Below are 17,542 nucleotides of genomic sequence, written 5' to 3'. Positions count from 1 at the left end.
GCCGGCGCGTATCTGAATTGAACTAAGACACTATGAACATAAAAACCATTTTTGCGGCATTGTGCTTGTCGCTGTCCGCCTGTTATGCGGCCGCGGCTGATGAAGCGACGGTTAAGCCTTTCATTTCCGGCAGCTACCAACAAATCTTGGCGGCAAACCCCAAGCAAGCGCTGATGCTGGCGATCTGGTCCGTGGATTGTCCGTCCTGCCTGAAAGACATGGATGTATTGAACAAACTGCACGAAAAACGGCCGGATTTGAAAATCGTGATGTTAGCCACCGACGACGCGGAAGCCTTGCCGGAGATCAAACGCATCATCGACAGCCACAAATTGGGCGGACTGGAAAACTGGGCGTTTGCCTCGGATAACCCGGAAAAGCTGCGTTACGAAATCGACCCGGCCTGGTACGGCGAATTACCCAGAACTTATTTCTTTGATGCCGGCCATCAACGGGTGAGCAAAAGCGGGGCGATGTCGCTGGAAGAATTTGAGGCGCAATTCAGCAAGCTGAAGATGTAATGTATTTATATGCGCATCAACTCAGAGGCAAGGATTAGTCCGTCTTTGCGGTTTGCCCTACGCCGAAGAGGAAATACACCGCAACGCCTATCAAATTCCAGAACAAAAAATACAGCTGGGTGGTACTCGGCAGGCTGATAAATAGATACAGGCAGCCGACTATCGCAATCGGTCCAGTGAGCCAGGCAAACGGCGCGGAAAACTTCCGAACCAATGCCGGCTGCCGGTGCCGCAATAGCAGCATGCAGACCGACACGGTGATAAAAGCCAGCAAAGTGCCGGCATTTGCCAGCGCGGCGATCTCGGCCAAGGGAAATAGGCCGGCGATAATGCTGACGATGACGGCGGTAAATAACACGGTGCGCACCGGCATGCCCCGTCGCGAGACCTTGGCCAGAGCGCGTGGCAGTAAGCCGTCGCGGGCCATCGCAAAGAAGATCCGGCTTTGACCGTAAAAAAACGCCAGCACCACGGTCGGCAAAGCGATTACCGCCGATGCCGCCAACCAGCGCGCGGCGATAGGTCTGCCCAGCTCGCGCAGGATCAGCGCCAGGGGTTCCGGGCTGTCGGCGAAGCGGTGAAAGTCCAACGCACCCAATGCCGCCACCGCTACCGCTACGTAAATTGCGATGCAAATAAACATAGACCCGACTATGCCCAGCGCCAAATCTCGGTCGGGATTGCGGGTTTCCTCCGCAGCAGTGGCAATCGCATCAAAGCCGTAGAACGCAAAAAAAATGATAGCCGCCGAAGCCATAACCCCGCGCTCGACGCCGTCCGCGCCCATGGTTTTAATGAAGCCAAACGGCATAAAAGGCTGGAAATGTTCGGCTTTGAACAGCGGCAACACCACAACGATAAACACCAATAAGGCGGCGAGTTTTACCACCACTAACAAGGCGTTGATACTGGCGCTTTCCTTGGTGCCGACCAGCAGTAATGCGGTGACGACCAGGATGATGAAAATGGCCGGTAGGTTCATCAACCCGCCCAATTCCGGGCCTTGCATCCACTGCATCGGTACGCCCAAGCCTTCCTGCAACAACGGCGCTGCGTAACCGGACCAACCCACCGCTACCGCACTGACCACCAGCGAATATTCTAAAATCAAACTCCAACCCACAAACCAAGCCGCCCATTCGCCGATGACGATGTACGCATAAGTGTAAGCACCGCCGGCGGCAGGCATCAGCGTGGCCATTTCCGCATACGCCAAGGCCGCGCAGGCGCAAATCGCCCCGGCAATCACAAACGCCAGGATCACCGCCGGCCCGGCTTTGGCGGCACCAACCCCGATCAAAGTCAAAATGCCGGTGCCGACAATTGCCCCCACGCCCAACGCCATCAGGTGCGGCCAGCTTAAACTAGCCTGCAACCGATGTTCTGTCGCTAGGCTGTCAGCGGTCGACCAGGGTTTACGCATGCGCCAGTTGTTCACGATCTATCCCCTTTGCGGCGTGCAAGTCGGTAAAATACCGAGCTAATTCGGTCTATCCCAATGGAATCCCACATGAAAATTATCTCCTGGAATGTCAACGGCATCCGCGCCGTGCAAGATAAAGGTTTTGCGGACACGCTCAGCCAACTCGACGCCGACTGCGTGTTGCTGCAAGAAACCAAAGCCCAAGACGAGCAGGTCAGCAAGGCTTTGGAAAATATACACGGCTATCACCTTTACACCAACTCGGCGGAGCGCAAAGGCTATTCCGGCGTGGCGATCTTGAGCCGACAACAGCCGCTGCAAGTGGTCCACGATATGGGCATTGCCGAACACGACGAAGAAGGCCGGGTCATCGTCGCTGAATTCGAAACGTTTTATTTGTTGAATGTCTACGTACCCAACTCCGGTGACGGCTTGTCGCGATTGGATTATCGGCAGACCTGGGATAAAGAATTCTTGGCGTACATGCAAAAGCTGCAAAGCCAAAAGCCGCTGATTGCCTGCGGCGATTTCAATGTAGCGCATCAAGCCATCGACATTGCCCGGCCCAAAGCCAACTACAACAAGTCTGCCGGCTATACCCAAGTCGAGATCGACGGCTTCAGTAATTTTGTTGAAGCAGGTCTAATCGACAGCTTCCGTTATCTGCATCCAGATACCGTCGCCTACAGCTGGTGGAGCTACCGCGCCAATGCCCGCGAAAAAAACATAGGTTGGCGGATTGATTATGTGTTGACTAGTCAGGCCTTAACCGGCCAGATCAAGGATGCATTTATTTTGCCGAACGTGACCGGTTCCGATCATTGTCCGGTCGGCATCGAGCTGGCGCTTTGAACAGCAGCGACCGCCAATGCCAGCTGCAACAGCATCGGCAGGCGCTGCTGGCCTGTAGCAGTTGTCCGGCCATGATCCGCCCGGTGGTCAGCGGCAAGCCGGTATTGTCGCCCATCCTGCTGATCGGCCAAGCGCCGGGCGACAAGGAAGGCGCGCTCGGCCGGCCGTTTGCCTGGACGGCGGGCAAAACTATGTTTAACTGGTTTGCCCAAATCGGGCTGGACGAATCCAGTTTTCGGCAGCGGGTGTATATGGCGGCAGTGTGCCGCTGCTTTCCGGGGAAAAATCCCAAAGGCGGCGACCGCGTGCCTAACGCGCAGGAAATCGAGCAATGTGCGTCCTGGTTGCAGGCCGAGGTAGCACTGTTACAGCCCAAGTTGATCATCCCGGTTGGCAAATTGGCGATACAGCAAATGCTGCCGGTCGATAAACTCAGCGACGTCATCGGCGGCTTGCATCGCCTGAATTTTCACGGTCACGACACCGACGTCATCCCGCTGCCGCATCCCTCCGGTGCATCCACCTGGCATCGCACCCAGCCGGGCGCCAGTTTGTTGGAAGCGGCTTTGGCAACCATTCAGGCGCATGCAGCTTGGCAACAGGTGTTGATCGGTTGATGCTGGGTATAAGCCGTAATATGGGCTATTGTCGGGTGTTTTAGTCTTCTAAAGGCCAACCTATAGGATGTGTCGACTTTAGGAGGCGCATCGATCGAGTCACCATTACGCCATGACCGAATACCGTCGATTTTACATACCCAACGCCATGTGGTTTTTCACAGTCAATCTTGCAGAGCGGAAAAGCAATCGCTTATTGATCGATAACATTGATGAATTGCGAAATGCTTTTCGATATGTAAAACAACGCAAACCTTTTCATGTCGATGCCATCGTTGTCATGCCTGACCATTTACATTCGACTGAATGGATGCAGGAGGTAGGGCAACGCATGGAGCGGTTGCCGAGCATTTGGACCTTGCCGCCCGATGACGGTGATTTTTCTGTCAGATGGAATATGTTGAAAGGGCGGTTTTCCAGGTCAATTGATCATGGAGAACGAATTTCAAAAAGTCGTCAAAAACGCCGCGAACGAGGTATTTGGCAGCGGCGATTATGGGCACATTTGATCGAAGACCAAGACAATTACAATCGCCATGTCGATTATATTCATTGGAATCCGGTAAAACATAGCCATGTGAAAAATATGATTGATTGGCCGTATTCGAGTTTTCACCGTTTTGTGGAACAAGGTGTTTATGTGGAAAGTTGGGGGAAGAGCGAAAAGCCTGATATTCAATTCAAGGTATCGAGTAACTCGACAGATTCGCCTCCTAGCGTCGGCACATCCTATTTGGCGTAGTTTATCGCATTGAAAACCCGTCTTGTCACTATTCCAGAAACAATACAGGTACACAGTCCAAAATAGGTTGTGCCGAGCCATGCGAGGCGCAACGATCGTGATCGACGCGCCCGATGGTAGTCGCCTATTATCGCCATGATTTAGCGCACCTTATCGCGTTCTGAGGTTGTCGACAATCAAAAGACCTTTCGCCCGGCATCGTTGATCAGGGCTTGGAGAAATTCGATAAATCGATCGGCATTGAAGGCCACAGGCGTTTGACCCTTAGGTGCATACCCGCGGCCGCGCACATCCGTATTCACCAAGGCGGTTTCATCGCCCCAATGAATTTCCGCGTTTTCCTGGCGAGCACGCTGAGCAATGGCCGGATACTCGGAGTCCAACCATGCTTGTACCGCTTCTGGTCGTTGTTCATAGGCGCGACGTATCGGTTTTTGCGGGGTGAATCCCCAGCGCTTGAGGTATTCACCGACGGTGCGAACTGGCAAAGCCAGTCCGAACTCCTGTTCGATCAATTGAGAAACCGCGATTCGATTCCATAAGGCAAAGTCCAGTTTCATTTGTTCAGGACGTTTGTCACAGATTAGTTTACGAATACGGGTTTCTTGCTCTTGTGTTAAGCGTCTTCCAACGCCATGTCGCCGGCCTCGTAATTGCGGCGTGATTCGGCCTTCGGCTTGATAGCGACGTATGATTTTGTCCACGCCTGAGTAACTGAGCCCAAAATCTTCGGCAATCTGCGCTTTGTTACTGCCACGTTTCCACGTCCCCATTACCTGCCGCCTCCGTTCGTGCTGCGCTTCGGGTGGCAATCGTCTCCCGTATCCTATTTCCATGTCCTGTACCTGTTCTAAACACAGAAGTAGCACAGTTTGCTCTTCAAAAAGTTCTGACTATTTAGTCGCCGAGTCTATATTACCCGCTGTCAAATCAACATCGTTAGTTTCGGGCTAATGACCGAAAGGAATTACACTGACAGATGTTTCATCTGCAATTTTGTTTGGTAAGCCGGCCAAACGTGAGGAAAGGTAAAGCTTGGTAAATTCTCTCGGCAATCGCAAGGGATAAACTAGACTATCGATATTTCCCTTTCGCTTGAACCACGAGCCGATTTTTTGCTGGGATTCCGCCAGATTGGTAGCCGTTCAATGAACGTTCGTTGGATTTGTACTAGAATCACAGCTCTGTGTGTTTGCGTCGCCGAGGGATATAGGCCTTTGTCGAAACGCTATGAGGATCAGCAAAGCGGGGTTTTCGCAGTCTATGGTGTAGAAAATTCTACTTGTCTAAGCAATCAATCGGATAACGGTATCTAGCTGAAATGTTTTTTAAGAATTGGTGGCCTTTCCGTCGCAAGCAAAAAAATCAAGCAAGGAAAGACGATTCTTTTGATGTGAATCAACGGGTGTATACGCCGGTTACCCAATTGAGCGTCGGCATGTATGTGATTGAATTGGACAGGCCATGGCTGGATAGTCCGTTTCTGTTTCAAGGCTTTGAATTGGAAACAGAAGACGATATTCGTGCGGTAAGAGACGTCTGCGAATATGTCTATATCGACGCCACTCGCAAACGAAAACGTCCGGCGCCGAGCAAAAGCGGGCAGGAGAGTCTTCTAACCGAAAATAATATCGATTTTAGTCTTCCGCCTCCGGCCAAGCTGAGCGTTTTCGAAAAAGAATTTACCCGCGCGGAAAATACCTACGAAGAAGTGGGCGTTTTGGTATCCGACTTTATGGAGAGAATTGCCAACGGTGAAGGGATCGATACTAAGGCGGCAAAAGCCGCCGTTGCGGAATGCGTTAACAGCATATTGCATTCGCCGGATGCATTTTTGTGGCTTAGCCAGTTAAAAAATAAAGACAAATACACCGCTCAGCATAGTTTAAATGTGTGCGCGCTATCGATTGTGCTGGGCAGGTATTTGAATTTTTCCACCGCGAATCTGAACAATGTCGGCTTGTGCGGCATGATGCACGATATGGGGAAAATGCTGGTGCCGTTGGATATTCTGAATAAGCCCGGCAAGCTGGAGCCCGACGAAATGGAAATCATGCGTTCGCATGCGGCGCTTGGCTATGAACTGCTGAAATCCAGTCACGATATGTATCCGGGCGCTATCGATACCGCCTACACTCACCATGAAACGTTGGACGGTAAGGGGTATCCGCGGAAAATCGGTCAAAAAGGCATTTCGCTGTTTACCCGAATGGTGACGATAGTGGATATGTACGATGCAATTACCAGTGATCGGGTCTATCAAAAGGGCAGAACTCACTTGGAGGCAACCAACATCTTGGCCAATATGGCCGGTTCGCAACTCGACGAGCGTTTGGTGATTAAGTTTATCGAATGTCTGGGGGTGTATCCGCCGGGCAGTATTGTGATGATGACCAACGGTTGTGTGGCGATTGTAATAGAAGTCAACGAATTACAGAAACTGCGACCAAAAATCATCATTCTGCTCGACGCTCACAAACAACGCGTGCCGGAGAAAATTATCAATCTTGCCGATATGTTACTCGACGAAAATGGCAAGGTGCTAACCATAAAAGGCATTGTAAAAGCGCAAGATTACAATATCGACATCGGAAAATATTATCAGCAAGGCGTTTTACAACGTGGTTTTGCCAATGACAAATGATGGCAAGCGTTTTAAATCGACAGTTCGACTTTAATCGGCAGATCAAAATAGGCGTTAGACAATCCGGCGGACCTTGTTATAAACTCTAACGGCTAGATCGCAACGTCTAGTACGTGAAGGGTTGTTTTAAACAGCCTGCTTCCATTTTTTATAATCGCTGCCATAGCTACCAACACCAAAAAGGAGTTTATATGCCTCACTGTCAAAATCCGATTAAATTTTTGCCGATTGGACTTTGTATTCTTGGCTTTGCCGTCCATAGTAACGCACAGGCTTCGATATTTTCCGAAACCGGTTCGATTTCATCCACCGGCGGTGTCAACGAAATCATCTATTCTCCAGGGTACAATTTTTTGATCGCTCGAAATTCAGGCAGTGCAATAAAAGCTTTCGATCTTGCCAGTGGCGCAAGAAAGACTTGGTTTGCTCAATCGTCGGTTACGGATTTGGATTTGAGTCCCAGCGGCCGTTTTGTCTATGCTGCTGATTACGGTGGCGAAAACATTGGCTATGGTACGCCGGCATCCCAACATTATGTTTATCGCATTGATTTAGCCACTAAAACCGTTCAGGCTAAAACTACCGATCAAGTAGCCGGACGCATCGAGGCAATTTCCGATAACCAGTTTGTTTTGAGCTCTCTAGACCAATGGGTCACTTTGTCGTCTAATACTTGGGGTGGCGGTAGCGCGACCCAAACCAATTCCACTTACTGGGCGTCGTTTTATTACGGAGACATCGAATACGACGCCAACAGTCACCGCATTTTGCATGGGAGCTCCGGCTCAAGTTCACAAGAAATCGGTGCGATAAAAATTAATGGGAGCAATTTTACGCATCAGGAAGGTTCCGGGATGTACGGTTCCGCTCAAGGGTATGGCGGCAGCGTCGTGTTATCAACCGACAGCAGTTCGTTATATTACGGCGCACTGCAAGTCGATGCACTCGATGTATCTTACAACCAGCGCGTGTTCCCGGAAATTATCTACGCAGCCACGGGCCACTATGCGTTTGGCGCTGAACATTATTACGATGCGGTAACAGGCGCCTTATTAGGTTCTCTGGGATTTTCTACCTCGGTATACGGTTTGAATCCGAACGGTGACGACTTTTGGGCCTTTGACGGATCCACCAACTCCCTAAGGCATTTTGAGCTGGCTGCCGTGCCGTTACCTAGCGGCATGGTATTGTTTAACTCCGCATTGGCGCTTATGGCTCTGGTAAGCCGCCGACGGTTCCTTAAAGCATAAACAAATCAGGCCCGCATGTACACTACGTTTATGTCCATGCGCGGCCACACAATGCCAGCAAGTTGGTGGCGTCCTGGACGAGAAAAATTACGCAAGGAAGAAACCGGGCCGCAGGTTTTACATGTCGGCCATGGCTAGTTTGCCGGCTTTTCGGTGTTCCGAGTTGCCGGCTTGATTTTATCGATCAGTTTGACCGGGCTACCTTCACGCAGTTTATCCGCGCCTTCGGTTACCAGTTTTTCGTTCGGCGCCAAGCCTTCCGGAATCGCGACGGTTTCGCCGTCTGTCGGTCCGGTTTTTATCTGCCGCACCGTAACGCTATTGTCGTCCTTCACCAGATATACGAATGGGCCGTTGGCACCGTGCTGGATCGCCGTGTTAGGCGCCAAAGTTGCCGAGCGTAAGGTGTCCAGGCGCATTTTGATGTTGACGAACTGGTTGGCAAACAGGGTACGGCTCTCGTTACCGAACTGAGCTTTTAATTTCAGTGTGCCGGTATTGGCGTCGATCTGATTGTCCACTGCCAGCAGTTTGCCCCTGGCTAGTTGTTGTTGACCGGCCCGGTCGTAAGCGTCGATATCTATGGCATCGCCGGAGTGCCAGCGCCGCATCACGGCCGGGATCACATCTTCCGGCACAGTGAATATCACCGAGATTGGCTGCAGTTGCGTGATGATTGCCAGGCCGTTTGTATCGCCGGCGCGGATCATATTGCCTTGGTCAACCAGCCGCAAACCTATGCGGCCGGATACCGGTGCGGTGACGCGGGCGTAATTCAGTTGCAATCTGGCGTTGGCGAGTTGGGCGCGGTCCATCTCGACAGTGCCGCGATATTGTTTGACCAGCGCGGCTTGGGTTGCGGTTTGTTGGGCGGCGATGGAATCCTGCTCCAGCAAGGTTTGATAGCGGGCCTGATCGATTTCGGCGTTTTTCAATAGTGCTTCGTCGCGCAGTAATTGCCCCTCGGCTTGTTGCACTGCAACCTGATAGGGGCGCGGGTCGATTTCGGCCAAAAGATCGCCTTGGCGCACGACTTGCCCCTCGGTAAAAGCCACCCGTATCAGTTCTCCATCGACTCGCGAACGCACAGTAACAGTATGCAGCGGTGTGACAGTACCCAGTCCGTTAAGATAAATCGGCAGGTCGCCTTGCCTGGTTAACGCGATCGCGACGTTAATCGGGGCGTTTTGGAATTTGCCGGATTTGGCGTCTTGCGGATGTTCTTGATCGGAGCCGGCTAGAAAATAATAACTGACGGTGACAAGAATCAGCCCTGCAAAACCCGCTCGGTACCAAAGTTTGCCCGGCGCCAATGCCGTTTTATCCGGATCCTTGTTCATTGCTATGCGTATTGGGGTGAGTTTGTTCCGGCCTGATACCGGAAAGCCGAATCGATCGGCATAACTAAAAAAGGCATCCTAAAGATGCCTTTTCGCGGATTACCGGCCGATGCCGCGTAAATCAATCGTAATGGTAGTGCTTGCGCAAGGGCTTGACCACTTCCCATTGGCTGTCCAGACCGGCATGAAACACAACTAAGTCGCCGGGCAAAATCCGCACCGGTTCGCCGCCGACAGGCGTAACAAGAATTTCGCCTTCCAATACATAAGCCGTTTCCGTTTCGTCGAAATCGATGGTGAACGTGGAAATTTCTTTTTCCCAGATCGGCCAGCTTGATACGCCGAGCTCTTTTAAACGATCTTCGCTAGGGTTGTGTTCAACAGTAATTTGACTCATGGATTTCCTGTTTGCATAAAGTTTATTGAGCGGCAAATTCTAGCATTGTTGCCGCTTTGCAGCTACGACTCGGACAAATCATCCGGCAATTGTTTTGGATCGTCCGCCCGTCGCAGCCTATTTACCCGCTCGAACCCCAAGGAATCGCGGTCGTGGTCGTTTTCCAGTTTAGGTTCGCTTTGATGGTAGAGCTGAAATTCTGTCACGGAATTTATGGTGGTGAGAGTCGGTTCCTTATTCAGATAATCGCTGAGCCAGACCACGAGTAAAGCTATCGCCAAACTGGCGATGGCGGCAATGCTGCCTTCCTGACCGTAATCGGGTTTTACCGGTTTATCCGGCAGCGAAGCCCAATCGACCACATCCAATTGCGGATTGCTTTGGCGTTGTTTGACGTCGATCTCAATCAGCCGCTGTTTAGTCTGTTGAAACAATTCTTCCAATTTGACCAGTTCTTCTTGCATGGCTTTATGCTTGGCGAACTGATTGGTGTAATCGGCGGCTTTTTGTTTATGCTCGGCCATTTGCTTTTGAATGGTCAACACGGTGCGATGCGCCGCGCCGTAGGCATTTTCGGCTTCCTGGAGTGCGTAAGTACTGCCGACTTGTGCCTTGCTGCTGATTTTTTGGTCCAACTCGGCCAGCTGGTTTTTTAAATTACGCAAGGTGGGATGAAATTCAATGTATTCGTCGGTATATTGGTTGCGTTGCGCTTCCAGGCGTTCGCGCAGACGCTCGGCTTTCTCGGTCAATACCGCCAGACTTTGCGAATCGGCGTCCGGCACCACTGCTTTACCTTCGGCGATAGCCGCTTGGATGGCGTCCAGCTTGGCTTTAGCTTTGGCTTCTTCTTCCAATGCCGTGTTTAGGGAGTTATTCAAGCCTTGTAGACGGGCGTGAGCTTCGTTGTCGGTGCTTTCCACTGAAACGATATTATTCTCCAGCCTGAATGTTTCTATTTCCCGCCGCTTTTCATGCAATTGCTGTTCGAGTCGGCTTATCTCTGCGCTTATATTTGCCGTGGCTTTTTCGGTAATCTCGGTGATGTAATTGGCTCGGATGTGTTGGTAGGTTTTTATCCAGGTATCCAAGGCGAGCTGCAAGAATTGGGGATGCTTACCCTCGGCCGCAAGTTGTACCAGATTGGTGTCTGCTACCGGTTTGACCTGGAATAAGGCTTTCAATTCATTAACGGATGGGGGCGGGGCGTTTTGCTGCTGCTTAAGCGCTTCGACCGTCTTTTCTAATACCGGTTGCCCCAGCAAAACCTGTTTTTGGATGTTCACGTGCTCAGGGTCGGCATCCGCATGGGTTTGATCGATATCGGTCGCCGCGGTGGTCAAGACCAAGGCTTGGCTTTCGTATATCGCCGGTTGCAAAAATATATACGTTTCGGAAATGAGCAATAAGGGTAAAAAAACCAATAAAAATAAGCTTCTGCGATTTATATGATGTGGCCAGGGCAGCTTCTCCGGTCTGTAAAAATCGTCTCCGACGATTCGGAAATCATTACGATATGGAAACATCACGTCTTCTCCTGAAAATGAGTCCGAAAGTTATCGTTTTTGTTGTGGCCCATTCGCTTACAGTTTTACAAAATTCGGTCAGGCAATCCCTAACCCCGCTGAGGCGTTGACGAAACTTTTAGGGATCAAGGCGTCAACTACCGCGTGCTTGATTTTACTGGCTTCCTGTGCAGCGTGAACGTATTTGCGGTTTGTCTCAGGCCGATTTTACGATCTTTCGTGCCGGCGGGCTGTCGGTAGCCGATGCTAGTAAATTTTACTTAGCCGCCAGTTTAAACCAATCCCAAATTCTGGCAATTCTAAAATGTGTTATTAACGCTAAGGTTAACAGCGGAGCTTTAACCGAACGCGAGTCCGGCTGCTAATTGTATTGTTTTTTGCGAGTAAGGCGTTTGTCTGGCATTAATTCCTGTCGTGGACTGTTTATTTCTTCATCGTATGCAATGTTAAGAATTGCTTCGCCTATAATAAATTCCGAGAAAGATTTGTGATCGGGAGCAGCTTTGCGGGTTTTGGGTTCGGACAGGATTCAACTATCTGGGTATGCTGGCGAAGTATGGGTATACGAGGACTGGGACCAGCGTTTTTAGGTTCTAGCTCAAGCGGCTATTTTTAACTTTTGGATTTTCAACAAATCCCGATTGAAAATTTGGATAGATATGGCAGATAAAGAGGATGGAATAATCAGGATTCACGTGTATGAGCTAAGAGTTGGCATGTGTGTCAGCCGACTGGAGGCTCCGGTGGAAGATTCCCCCTTTGCATTGGACCGAATTGTCATTGAAAATCATGCCGATATTCAGGCTATTCAAGCGATTTGCGATTATGTCTACATCGATGTCAAATACCAAAAGTATTTTTCCGGTGCGATCCCCACCAAAAATACCGAAGCTAAAAAACATTTAGGCTTCTCTAGGTCCTTCAATCAAACCGCCAATACTTTTCAGCGCACCGGTAATTTAATTAAAACGGTGCTGGACGATATTCGCTTCGGCAATCAATTCAGCGTCAGCGCGGTTAAACAAGCTGTTTCCGAATGTGTCGATAAAGTATTGGAAAACCCCGATACGATGCTATTGTTGACTCAGCTTAAGGATCAGGATCAATATACCGCGCAACACTGTATGAATGTTTGTATATTGTCCATTCTATTAGGGAGAGAGTTAAATTTTTCGGTAGAAGACTTAAATAAACTGGGTTTCTGCGGCTTAATGCATGACGTCGGCAAAATGAAAGTGCCTTTGGAGATACTCAATAAGCCGGGGGCTTTGGAAGACTATGAAATGGATATTATGCGTAAACACACGATCTATGGCCGCAATGTTCTAATGTCGGCCCGTGACGTGTATCCCGGTGCGGTTGATGTCGCCTACGATCATCACGAGCATTTGGCCGGCACTGGTTATCCGCGGGGATTGAATAAAACCACGCTGTCGGTATTTACCAAAATGGTAGCGGTAGTCGATTCCTACGACGCCATCACCAGCGACCGGGTATATCAAAGAGGTAAACCGCATCTTATGGCGCTGGGTATTTTGGTGAAAGGCATGAGTCATCATTATGAAGCCAATTATGTGACTCAGTTTATTAATTGCATTGGCTTTTATCCGCAAGGTAATTTAGTAGAGTTAAGCACAGGTGAAATCGGTATCGTAGTCGAACAAAATAAAGTCGACAGGCTCAAGCCTAAAATTCTGCTAATTCAGGATAAAAACAAGAGTCCTATGGAAGAGAAAATACTTGATTTGTCGTTAAATGTATCCGATACGGACGGCAAACGTTATGGCGTAAAACAGGTGGTAAGAGCACAAGATTACGGTGTCGATTTAGCTAAATATTACCAGGAAGGAAAGTTTACAAAGGAATATGCAGTAGTTAGTTAATTCGAGAATGCGAATAAGAATGTCGATGGATATTATTTTTTAATAATGGTTAAAGAAATTAATATTAACCAGCTAAGAAAAGGTATGTTTGTTTGCGGCACCGATCGGAAATGGATAGATCTTCCCTTCTTGCGTGCTAAGTTTCTGGTCTCCTCGGATAAGCAAATTCATCGCTTGCAAGAATATTGTCAGATTGTTTATATCGATACGGCAAAAGGTCTGGATGTCGTTCAGCAAACTGATAGCGAAAACGCAAATCAAGCAATAGACCCCGAAATATCGGCCATAAGTGCGATAGAGAAAATCTACAACCAGGCACAAATATTGTTTGGCGAGCTCTTGAAAGAGGTGCGGTTTGGTAGAGAGCTCGACGGGGAAAAGGTCGATAAAATAGCAGCCGATTTGTTGCTCGGTGTGACAAGTGACAGTCAGGCCATGATTAAGCAGATTCGGCCCAGCCATGGCAAACAAGATGAATTGGCGCATAAATCCGTTAACGCTTGTATCTTGGCATTGGCTTTTGGGCAGCATTTAGCGTTGTCGAGCGAGTCGTTGCGGCTGTTGGCATTGGGAGGACTGCTGCACGATATCGGCATGGTCGGTATTCCCGAGTACATAAAGTCAAAACCCCAAGCTTTGACCCGAGCGGAGCGCATTGTTGTGGCACAACATCCCGAGCATGGTGCTGCTATTTTGGCCAAAGTGGCTAAGCTGCCCGCCGAGGTAATAGACATCGCCGCCACGCATCATGAAACAATGAGCGGCGACGGTTATCCGGAACGATTGCCAGCTGCACGTATCGGCGAATTAAGCAGGATGATCAGCATCGTCTCGGTCTATGAAGCCATGACCTCCAGGCGTCCATACCGCGAGGCTATGATCCCGCTTACGGCGATGGACTATCTGTACGGCTCCGGCGAGTCGGCATTCGATGCGCTGCTGCTGGCAAATTTCATTCAGGCTTTAGGCGTTTACCCCGTTGCCTGCGTCGTACAATTACAGACCGGTGAACTCGCAATTGTGGAGGGCGACAATCCCCTGCATCCCCGGCGTCCGCAGTTACGTATCGTTACCAATCCGCAGAAGCAATTGATGTTTCAAGCGCAATTGCTCGATTTGGCTGATGCTCGTAATGCAGATACGGTTATAACCGGCGTGTTAGCCAGTAATGAACCGTTTATTGAGCTGTTGAAAATGTTTACGGCTCAGGAAAAGGTGTAGTGCGCCTAAAGCCGAATAACTCAGGCAGTTTGTTCGGTTTTACCGAATAGTTCGTCTGCCAAACGAATGACTGCTTTAGGTTCGATCTCGGCAATCGAAAAATCGTTTTTATCCAGTTTGAACGGATTCACCTGCGACGGCGACTTCAATACCTTGTTGATGTCCGTCTGATAAACGCGGCTGACCGGTGTAGGGCCGAACAAAGTGATTGAGGGCCGATTCAAGCCCCATGCCATATGTGTTGGCCCGGTATCGTTACCTATCACCAAATCGGCTCTGGCGAGCGCGGCTTTCAAATCGTTCAGGCTCAATTGCGGTAATACCCGCGCCAGGCTGCGCTCGGCCAGCCATTGCGCCATCCAATGTTCCTTTTCGTTGCCCCAACAAATCAGGAAATTAGCTTCCAGACCGAAAATCACCTGTAGATATTTTTCCAATGGGTAGTTACGGCTGGGCCAGGTTGAACCGATTACCAGTATTACATTGGATTGGCCGGCCGGGAAATATTCATCCAAGGCCGCAGATGCCGGCTGAAAATACAAGAATGGCTGTTTCGCCAGAATTTGCTCTTTGCCGATTTCAAGACCCAAACTTTGGGTTAAAACCGCCACATTGCGATCGATGGTGTTGGCGTCGTAAGCGTAAGCCACGTGTTGGCTATAAAACAAGGCTGCCCATTTTTCGCGGATCGAGTCTTGATCGAAACCGACGCAGTTTGCGGACAGTAAGCGCGCGACCAGTGCGGATTTGATCAAGCCTTGCGCATCGATGACCAAATCGTAGCCGTTTTCGGCATAAGCCCGCACTTTGGCAATTTCGGCAAAGATGCGCAATTTGTCGGTTTTTAAGGCTTTTAAGTTTAACCCCAGGATGTTGTCGATGTGGGGATTATCGGCCAGCACACCGGCGAAACGCTCCTCGACGATCCAGTCGATTTGTGCACGCGGTAAGGCTTCCTTGATGAATTGCAGCGCCACCATTGCATGTACGATGTCGCCCAAGGCCGAGAGCTTGACGATGGCGATTTTCATCCGCTATGTGTCCAACGCCGCCAGCACCTGTTCCGGTCTGATTTCCGTCAAACAGCGAGTATGGCCTAGCGGGCAATCGCGTTTAAAGCACGGCGAACAATCCAGATGTAAATCGATAATTTCCGCCGCGGCATGTAACGGTGGAGTAAAGCCGGGGTCGGAAGAACCGTATACCGCAATCAATTTTTTATCCAACGCTGCGGCGACATGCATTAAGCCGGAGTCGTTGCTGACCACCGCATCGGTCAAAGATAGCAAATCCACCGCTTCGGCCAGAGAGGTATTGCCGGCAAAATTACGGCAAATATCGCCCGATAATGCATTGATCCGCTCGGCGACCGCCTTATCCTTATCGGAACCGAACAACCAGACTTGCCAGCCTTGTTGCTGTTTTTGCCTGGCGACGGCGGCGTAATGTTCAATCGGCCAGCGTTTGGCGGGGCCAAATTCGGCGCCTGGGCATAGGGCCAGGATTTTACTAACGATCGGCACGACTTCCTCCGAACCTCCAAGGTTATTAAGTAACGCACTGGGGTGGGGGATTTCGATGAAATCCGCGCCGGTAATCTCGAATTTCCGGCAGACGTTTAGCTGTTGTTCGGTCGTGATTGTCAGCTTCGGAAATTCGTAAGTTGGCGGTTGGGACGCTTCGTCAGGCAAACTCAGCGCGACGAAGCGCTGTACTGTCATGGTCAGCAAAGTCTTATTTAGTTTGCGTACATCGTTCAACAGGCCACGGCGTAATTCGCCGAGGAAACCGGTTCGTTTCGGAATGCGCGCAAAAAACGGAATCAGCGACGACTTCCAGGAATTGGGCAGCACAATGGCTTGATCGTAATGATGGCTTCGCAATTGCCGCCCAATCCGGATACGGCTGCGCAGATCGAATTGCCCATGACCGAGCGGCATGGTAATGCCTTGCCGAACTTCCGGCATGCGCTCCAACAAGGGGAGCGACCAAGCCGGGGCCAGCACGTCGATATGGCAGTCGGGGTGTTGTTGCTTGAGTGCGATAAACAGGCTTTGCGCCATCACCATGTCGCCGACCCAGGAGGGGCCGACGACCAGGATTTTATAAGGCTGTTGCGTCACTTAAGAAACGAGCGTCAACCATTCCTTATGGTCGGCGCGGCGGCCTTGGACGTAGTCAAAATACAAGGCTTGCAGTTTTTCGGTGATCGGTCCGCGGCTACCGGAACCGATGTCGCGGTTGTCGTATTGCCGAATCGGCGTGACTTCGGCGGCCGAGCCGGTAAAGAAAGCTTCGTCGGCTACGTAGACTTCGTCGCGGGTGATGCGTTTTTCTATCACTTCGTAGCCTTGTTCGCGGGCGATGGTGATCAAAGTGTCGCGGGTGATGCCTTCCAAGGCCGAGGTGGTTTCCGGGGTGTAGATTTTGCCGTTACGGACGATGAACAAGTTTTCGCCGCTGCCTTCCGCGCAGAAACCTTCGTGGTCCAACAATAAAGCTTCGTCGTAGCCGGTAGACAGCGCTTCTTGCAGGGCCAGGATGGAATTGATGTAGTTGCCGTTGGCCTTGGCTTTGCACATGGTGCTGTTGACATGGTTGCGGGTATATGAAGAGGTGCGGATGCGGATGCCTTTTTCCATGTTTTCCGCGCCCAGATACGCGCCCCAGGTCCAGGCAGCAACCATCACGTGCACCTTCAGGTTATCGGCGCGCAGGCCCATGCCTTCGGAACCGAAGAACACCATGCTGCGGATGTAGGCGCTGTCCAAATTGTTTTTGGCAACCGCGTCGCGATGGGCTTGATTGATTTCTTCTTTCGAGAATGGCATTTTCATATTCATGATATGCGCCGAACGATAGAGACGGTCGGTGTGTTCGGCCAGTTTGAAAATCGCGGTGCCATTGTTGGTTTTATAAGCGCGCAGACCTTCGAAGACGCCACAGCCGTAATGCAGGGTGTGAGTCAGGACGTGGACTTTTGCATCCCGCCAGTCAACCCATTTCCCGTCTAGCCAAATAAACCCGTCTCTGTCATCCATCGTTGTCATCGTCTGAACCTGTTTTGTTTAATGATTGTTGCTGCGCCGCGAAGGCTTAAAAGTGACGGAAATTGTACTATAAAGC

At 50.5% G+C, this 17,542-nt stretch carries 15 protein-coding genes and 1 pseudogene; 8 read left to right on the top strand and 8 right to left on the bottom strand.

What is annotated here, in order from left to right:
• The first annotated feature begins 32 nt into the window (after positions 1 to 32).
• Positions 33 to 521 (top strand): TlpA family protein disulfide reductase, encoded by a 489-nt coding sequence (locus ACH50O_RS13020; RefSeq protein WP_446808220.1) that lies wholly within the window; start codon positions 33 to 35, stop codon positions 519 to 521.
• A 34-nt stretch (positions 522 to 555) separates the two neighbouring features.
• Here ACH50O_RS13020 and ACH50O_RS13015 read toward each other — a convergent pair whose 3' ends face one another.
• Positions 556 to 1,959, bottom strand: a complete 1,404-nt coding sequence (locus tag ACH50O_RS13015; protein ID WP_446808219.1) for an amino acid permease — start codon at positions 1,957 to 1,959, stop codon at positions 556 to 558.
• Positions 1,960 to 2,031: 72 nt separating this feature from the next.
• On the opposite strand from ACH50O_RS13015, the gene ACH50O_RS13010 reads away from it, so the two are divergent.
• The 3 genes from ACH50O_RS13010 (at position 2,032) to ACH50O_RS13000 (ending at position 4,155) form a co-directional block, all read left to right on the top strand.
• Entirely contained in the window at positions 2,032 to 2,796 is a 765-nt protein-coding gene (locus ACH50O_RS13010) for an exodeoxyribonuclease III (RefSeq protein WP_446808218.1), read from the top strand.
• A gap of 71 nt (positions 2,797 to 2,867) precedes the next feature.
• On the top strand, positions 2,868 to 3,413 hold the full coding sequence (locus ACH50O_RS13005) for a uracil-DNA glycosylase family protein (RefSeq protein WP_446812145.1): 546 nt from the start codon (positions 2,868 to 2,870) through the stop codon (positions 3,411 to 3,413).
• A gap of 112 nt (positions 3,414 to 3,525) precedes the next feature.
• A complete protein-coding gene (locus ACH50O_RS13000) occupies positions 3,526 to 4,155 on the top strand; it encodes an REP-associated tyrosine transposase (protein WP_446808217.1) in 630 nt (209 codons plus the stop codon).
• Between the two features lie 179 nt (positions 4,156 to 4,334).
• Here ACH50O_RS13000 and ACH50O_RS12995 read toward each other — a convergent pair.
• Positions 4,335 to 4,991, bottom strand: a pseudogene (locus ACH50O_RS12995) (IS630 family transposase); the annotation flags it as partial.
• A gap of 557 nt (positions 4,992 to 5,548) precedes the next feature.
• Between ACH50O_RS12995 and ACH50O_RS12990 the strand changes: the two are divergent.
• Both ACH50O_RS12990 and ACH50O_RS12985 read left to right on the top strand, forming a co-directional pair.
• Positions 5,549 to 6,799 (top strand): HD-GYP domain-containing protein, encoded by a 1,251-nt coding sequence (locus ACH50O_RS12990; protein WP_446808216.1) that lies wholly within the window; start codon positions 5,549 to 5,551, stop codon positions 6,797 to 6,799.
• Positions 6,800 to 6,990: 191 nt separating this feature from the next.
• Positions 6,991 to 8,049 carry a hypothetical protein gene (locus ACH50O_RS12985; protein ID WP_446808215.1) on the top strand — a complete coding sequence of 353 codons (1,059 nt, stop codon included), beginning with the start codon at positions 6,991 to 6,993 and terminating at the stop codon, positions 8,047 to 8,049.
• A gap of 134 nt (positions 8,050 to 8,183) precedes the next feature.
• Here ACH50O_RS12985 and ACH50O_RS12980 read toward each other — a convergent pair whose 3' ends face one another.
• From ACH50O_RS12980 to ACH50O_RS12970, 3 genes are all read right to left on the bottom strand, one after another.
• On the bottom strand, positions 8,184 to 9,389 hold the full coding sequence (locus ACH50O_RS12980) for an MdtA/MuxA family multidrug efflux RND transporter periplasmic adaptor subunit (protein WP_446808214.1): 1,206 nt from the start codon (positions 9,387 to 9,389) through the stop codon (positions 8,184 to 8,186).
• Between the two features lie 121 nt (positions 9,390 to 9,510).
• The gene (locus ACH50O_RS12975; protein WP_446808213.1) at positions 9,511 to 9,786 is read right to left on the bottom strand and encodes a cupin domain-containing protein; all 276 of its coding nucleotides are present in this window, start codon (positions 9,784 to 9,786) and stop codon (positions 9,511 to 9,513) included.
• Between the two features lie 62 nt (positions 9,787 to 9,848).
• A complete protein-coding gene (locus ACH50O_RS12970) occupies positions 9,849 to 11,165 on the bottom strand; it encodes a GumC family protein (RefSeq protein ID WP_446808212.1) in 1,317 nt (438 codons plus the stop codon).
• An 890-nt stretch (positions 11,166 to 12,055) separates the two neighbouring features.
• Here ACH50O_RS12970 and ACH50O_RS12965 point away from each other — a divergent pair.
• Positions 12,056 to 13,195 carry an HD-GYP domain-containing protein gene (locus ACH50O_RS12965; protein WP_446808211.1) on the top strand — a complete coding sequence of 380 codons (1,140 nt, stop codon included), beginning with the start codon at positions 12,056 to 12,058 and terminating at the stop codon, positions 13,193 to 13,195.
• A 45-nt stretch (positions 13,196 to 13,240) separates the two neighbouring features.
• Complete coding sequence (locus ACH50O_RS12960; RefSeq protein ID WP_446808210.1) at positions 13,241 to 14,416, top strand: HD-GYP domain-containing protein; 1,176 nt, start codon at positions 13,241 to 13,243, stop codon at positions 14,414 to 14,416.
• Between the two features lie 20 nt (positions 14,417 to 14,436).
• Here the strand turns inward: ACH50O_RS12960 and waaC are convergent, their stop codons facing one another.
• Genes waaC through ACH50O_RS12945 form a run of 3 tightly spaced genes read right to left on the bottom strand, consistent with a single transcriptional unit; the run spans position 14,437 to position 17,466 of the window.
• A complete protein-coding gene (waaC, locus tag ACH50O_RS12955) occupies positions 14,437 to 15,447 on the bottom strand; it encodes a lipopolysaccharide heptosyltransferase I (protein WP_446808209.1) in 1,011 nt (336 codons plus the stop codon).
• A gap of 3 nt (positions 15,448 to 15,450) precedes the next feature.
• The gene (gene waaF / locus ACH50O_RS12950) at positions 15,451 to 16,485 is read right to left on the bottom strand and encodes a lipopolysaccharide heptosyltransferase II (RefSeq protein WP_446812144.1); all 1,035 of its coding nucleotides are present in this window, start codon (positions 16,483 to 16,485) and stop codon (positions 15,451 to 15,453) included.
• A gap of 54 nt (positions 16,486 to 16,539) precedes the next feature.
• Positions 16,540 to 17,466, bottom strand: a complete 927-nt coding sequence (locus ACH50O_RS12945; protein ID WP_446808208.1) for a branched-chain amino acid transaminase — start codon at positions 17,464 to 17,466, stop codon at positions 16,540 to 16,542.
• Between the last annotated feature and the right edge of the window lie 76 nt (positions 17,467 to 17,542).

This window comes from Methylomonas sp. 2BW1-5-20 (assembly GCF_052474515.1).
The sequence above is the reverse complement of the archived record's forward strand: the minus strand, read 5'-3'. Positions and strand labels throughout refer to the sequence as shown.

Bases quoted from the DNA above. Each gene is read 5' to 3' on its own strand.
- ACH50O_RS12945 (WP_446808208.1), bottom strand. From the start codon at position 17,466: ATGACAACGATGGATGACAGAGACGGGTTTATTTGGCTAGACGGGAAA.
- ACH50O_RS13010 (WP_446808218.1), top strand. From the start codon at position 2,032: ATGAAAATTATCTCCTGGAATGTCAACGGCATCCGCGCCGTGCAAGAT.
- waaF (WP_446812144.1), bottom strand. From the start codon at position 16,485: ATGGTGATGGCGCAAAGCCTGTTTATCGCACTCAAGCAACAACACCCC.
- ACH50O_RS13005 (WP_446812145.1), top strand. From the start codon at position 2,868: ATGATCCGCCCGGTGGTCAGCGGCAAGCCGGTATTGTCGCCCATCCTG.
- waaC (WP_446808209.1), bottom strand. From the start codon at position 15,447: ATGAAAATCGCCATCGTCAAGCTCTCGGCCTTGGGCGACATCGTACAT.
- ACH50O_RS13000 (WP_446808217.1), top strand. From the start codon at position 3,526: ATGACCGAATACCGTCGATTTTACATACCCAACGCCATGTGGTTTTTC.
- ACH50O_RS12960 (WP_446808210.1), top strand. From the start codon at position 13,241: ATGGTTAAAGAAATTAATATTAACCAGCTAAGAAAAGGTATGTTTGTT.
- ACH50O_RS13020 (WP_446808220.1), top strand. From the start codon at position 33: ATGAACATAAAAACCATTTTTGCGGCATTGTGCTTGTCGCTGTCCGCC.
- ACH50O_RS12980 (WP_446808214.1), bottom strand. From the start codon at position 9,389: ATGAACAAGGATCCGGATAAAACGGCATTGGCGCCGGGCAAACTTTGG.
- ACH50O_RS12975 (WP_446808213.1), bottom strand. From the start codon at position 9,786: ATGAGTCAAATTACTGTTGAACACAACCCTAGCGAAGATCGTTTAAAA.
- ACH50O_RS12985 (WP_446808215.1), top strand. From the start codon at position 6,991: ATGCCTCACTGTCAAAATCCGATTAAATTTTTGCCGATTGGACTTTGT.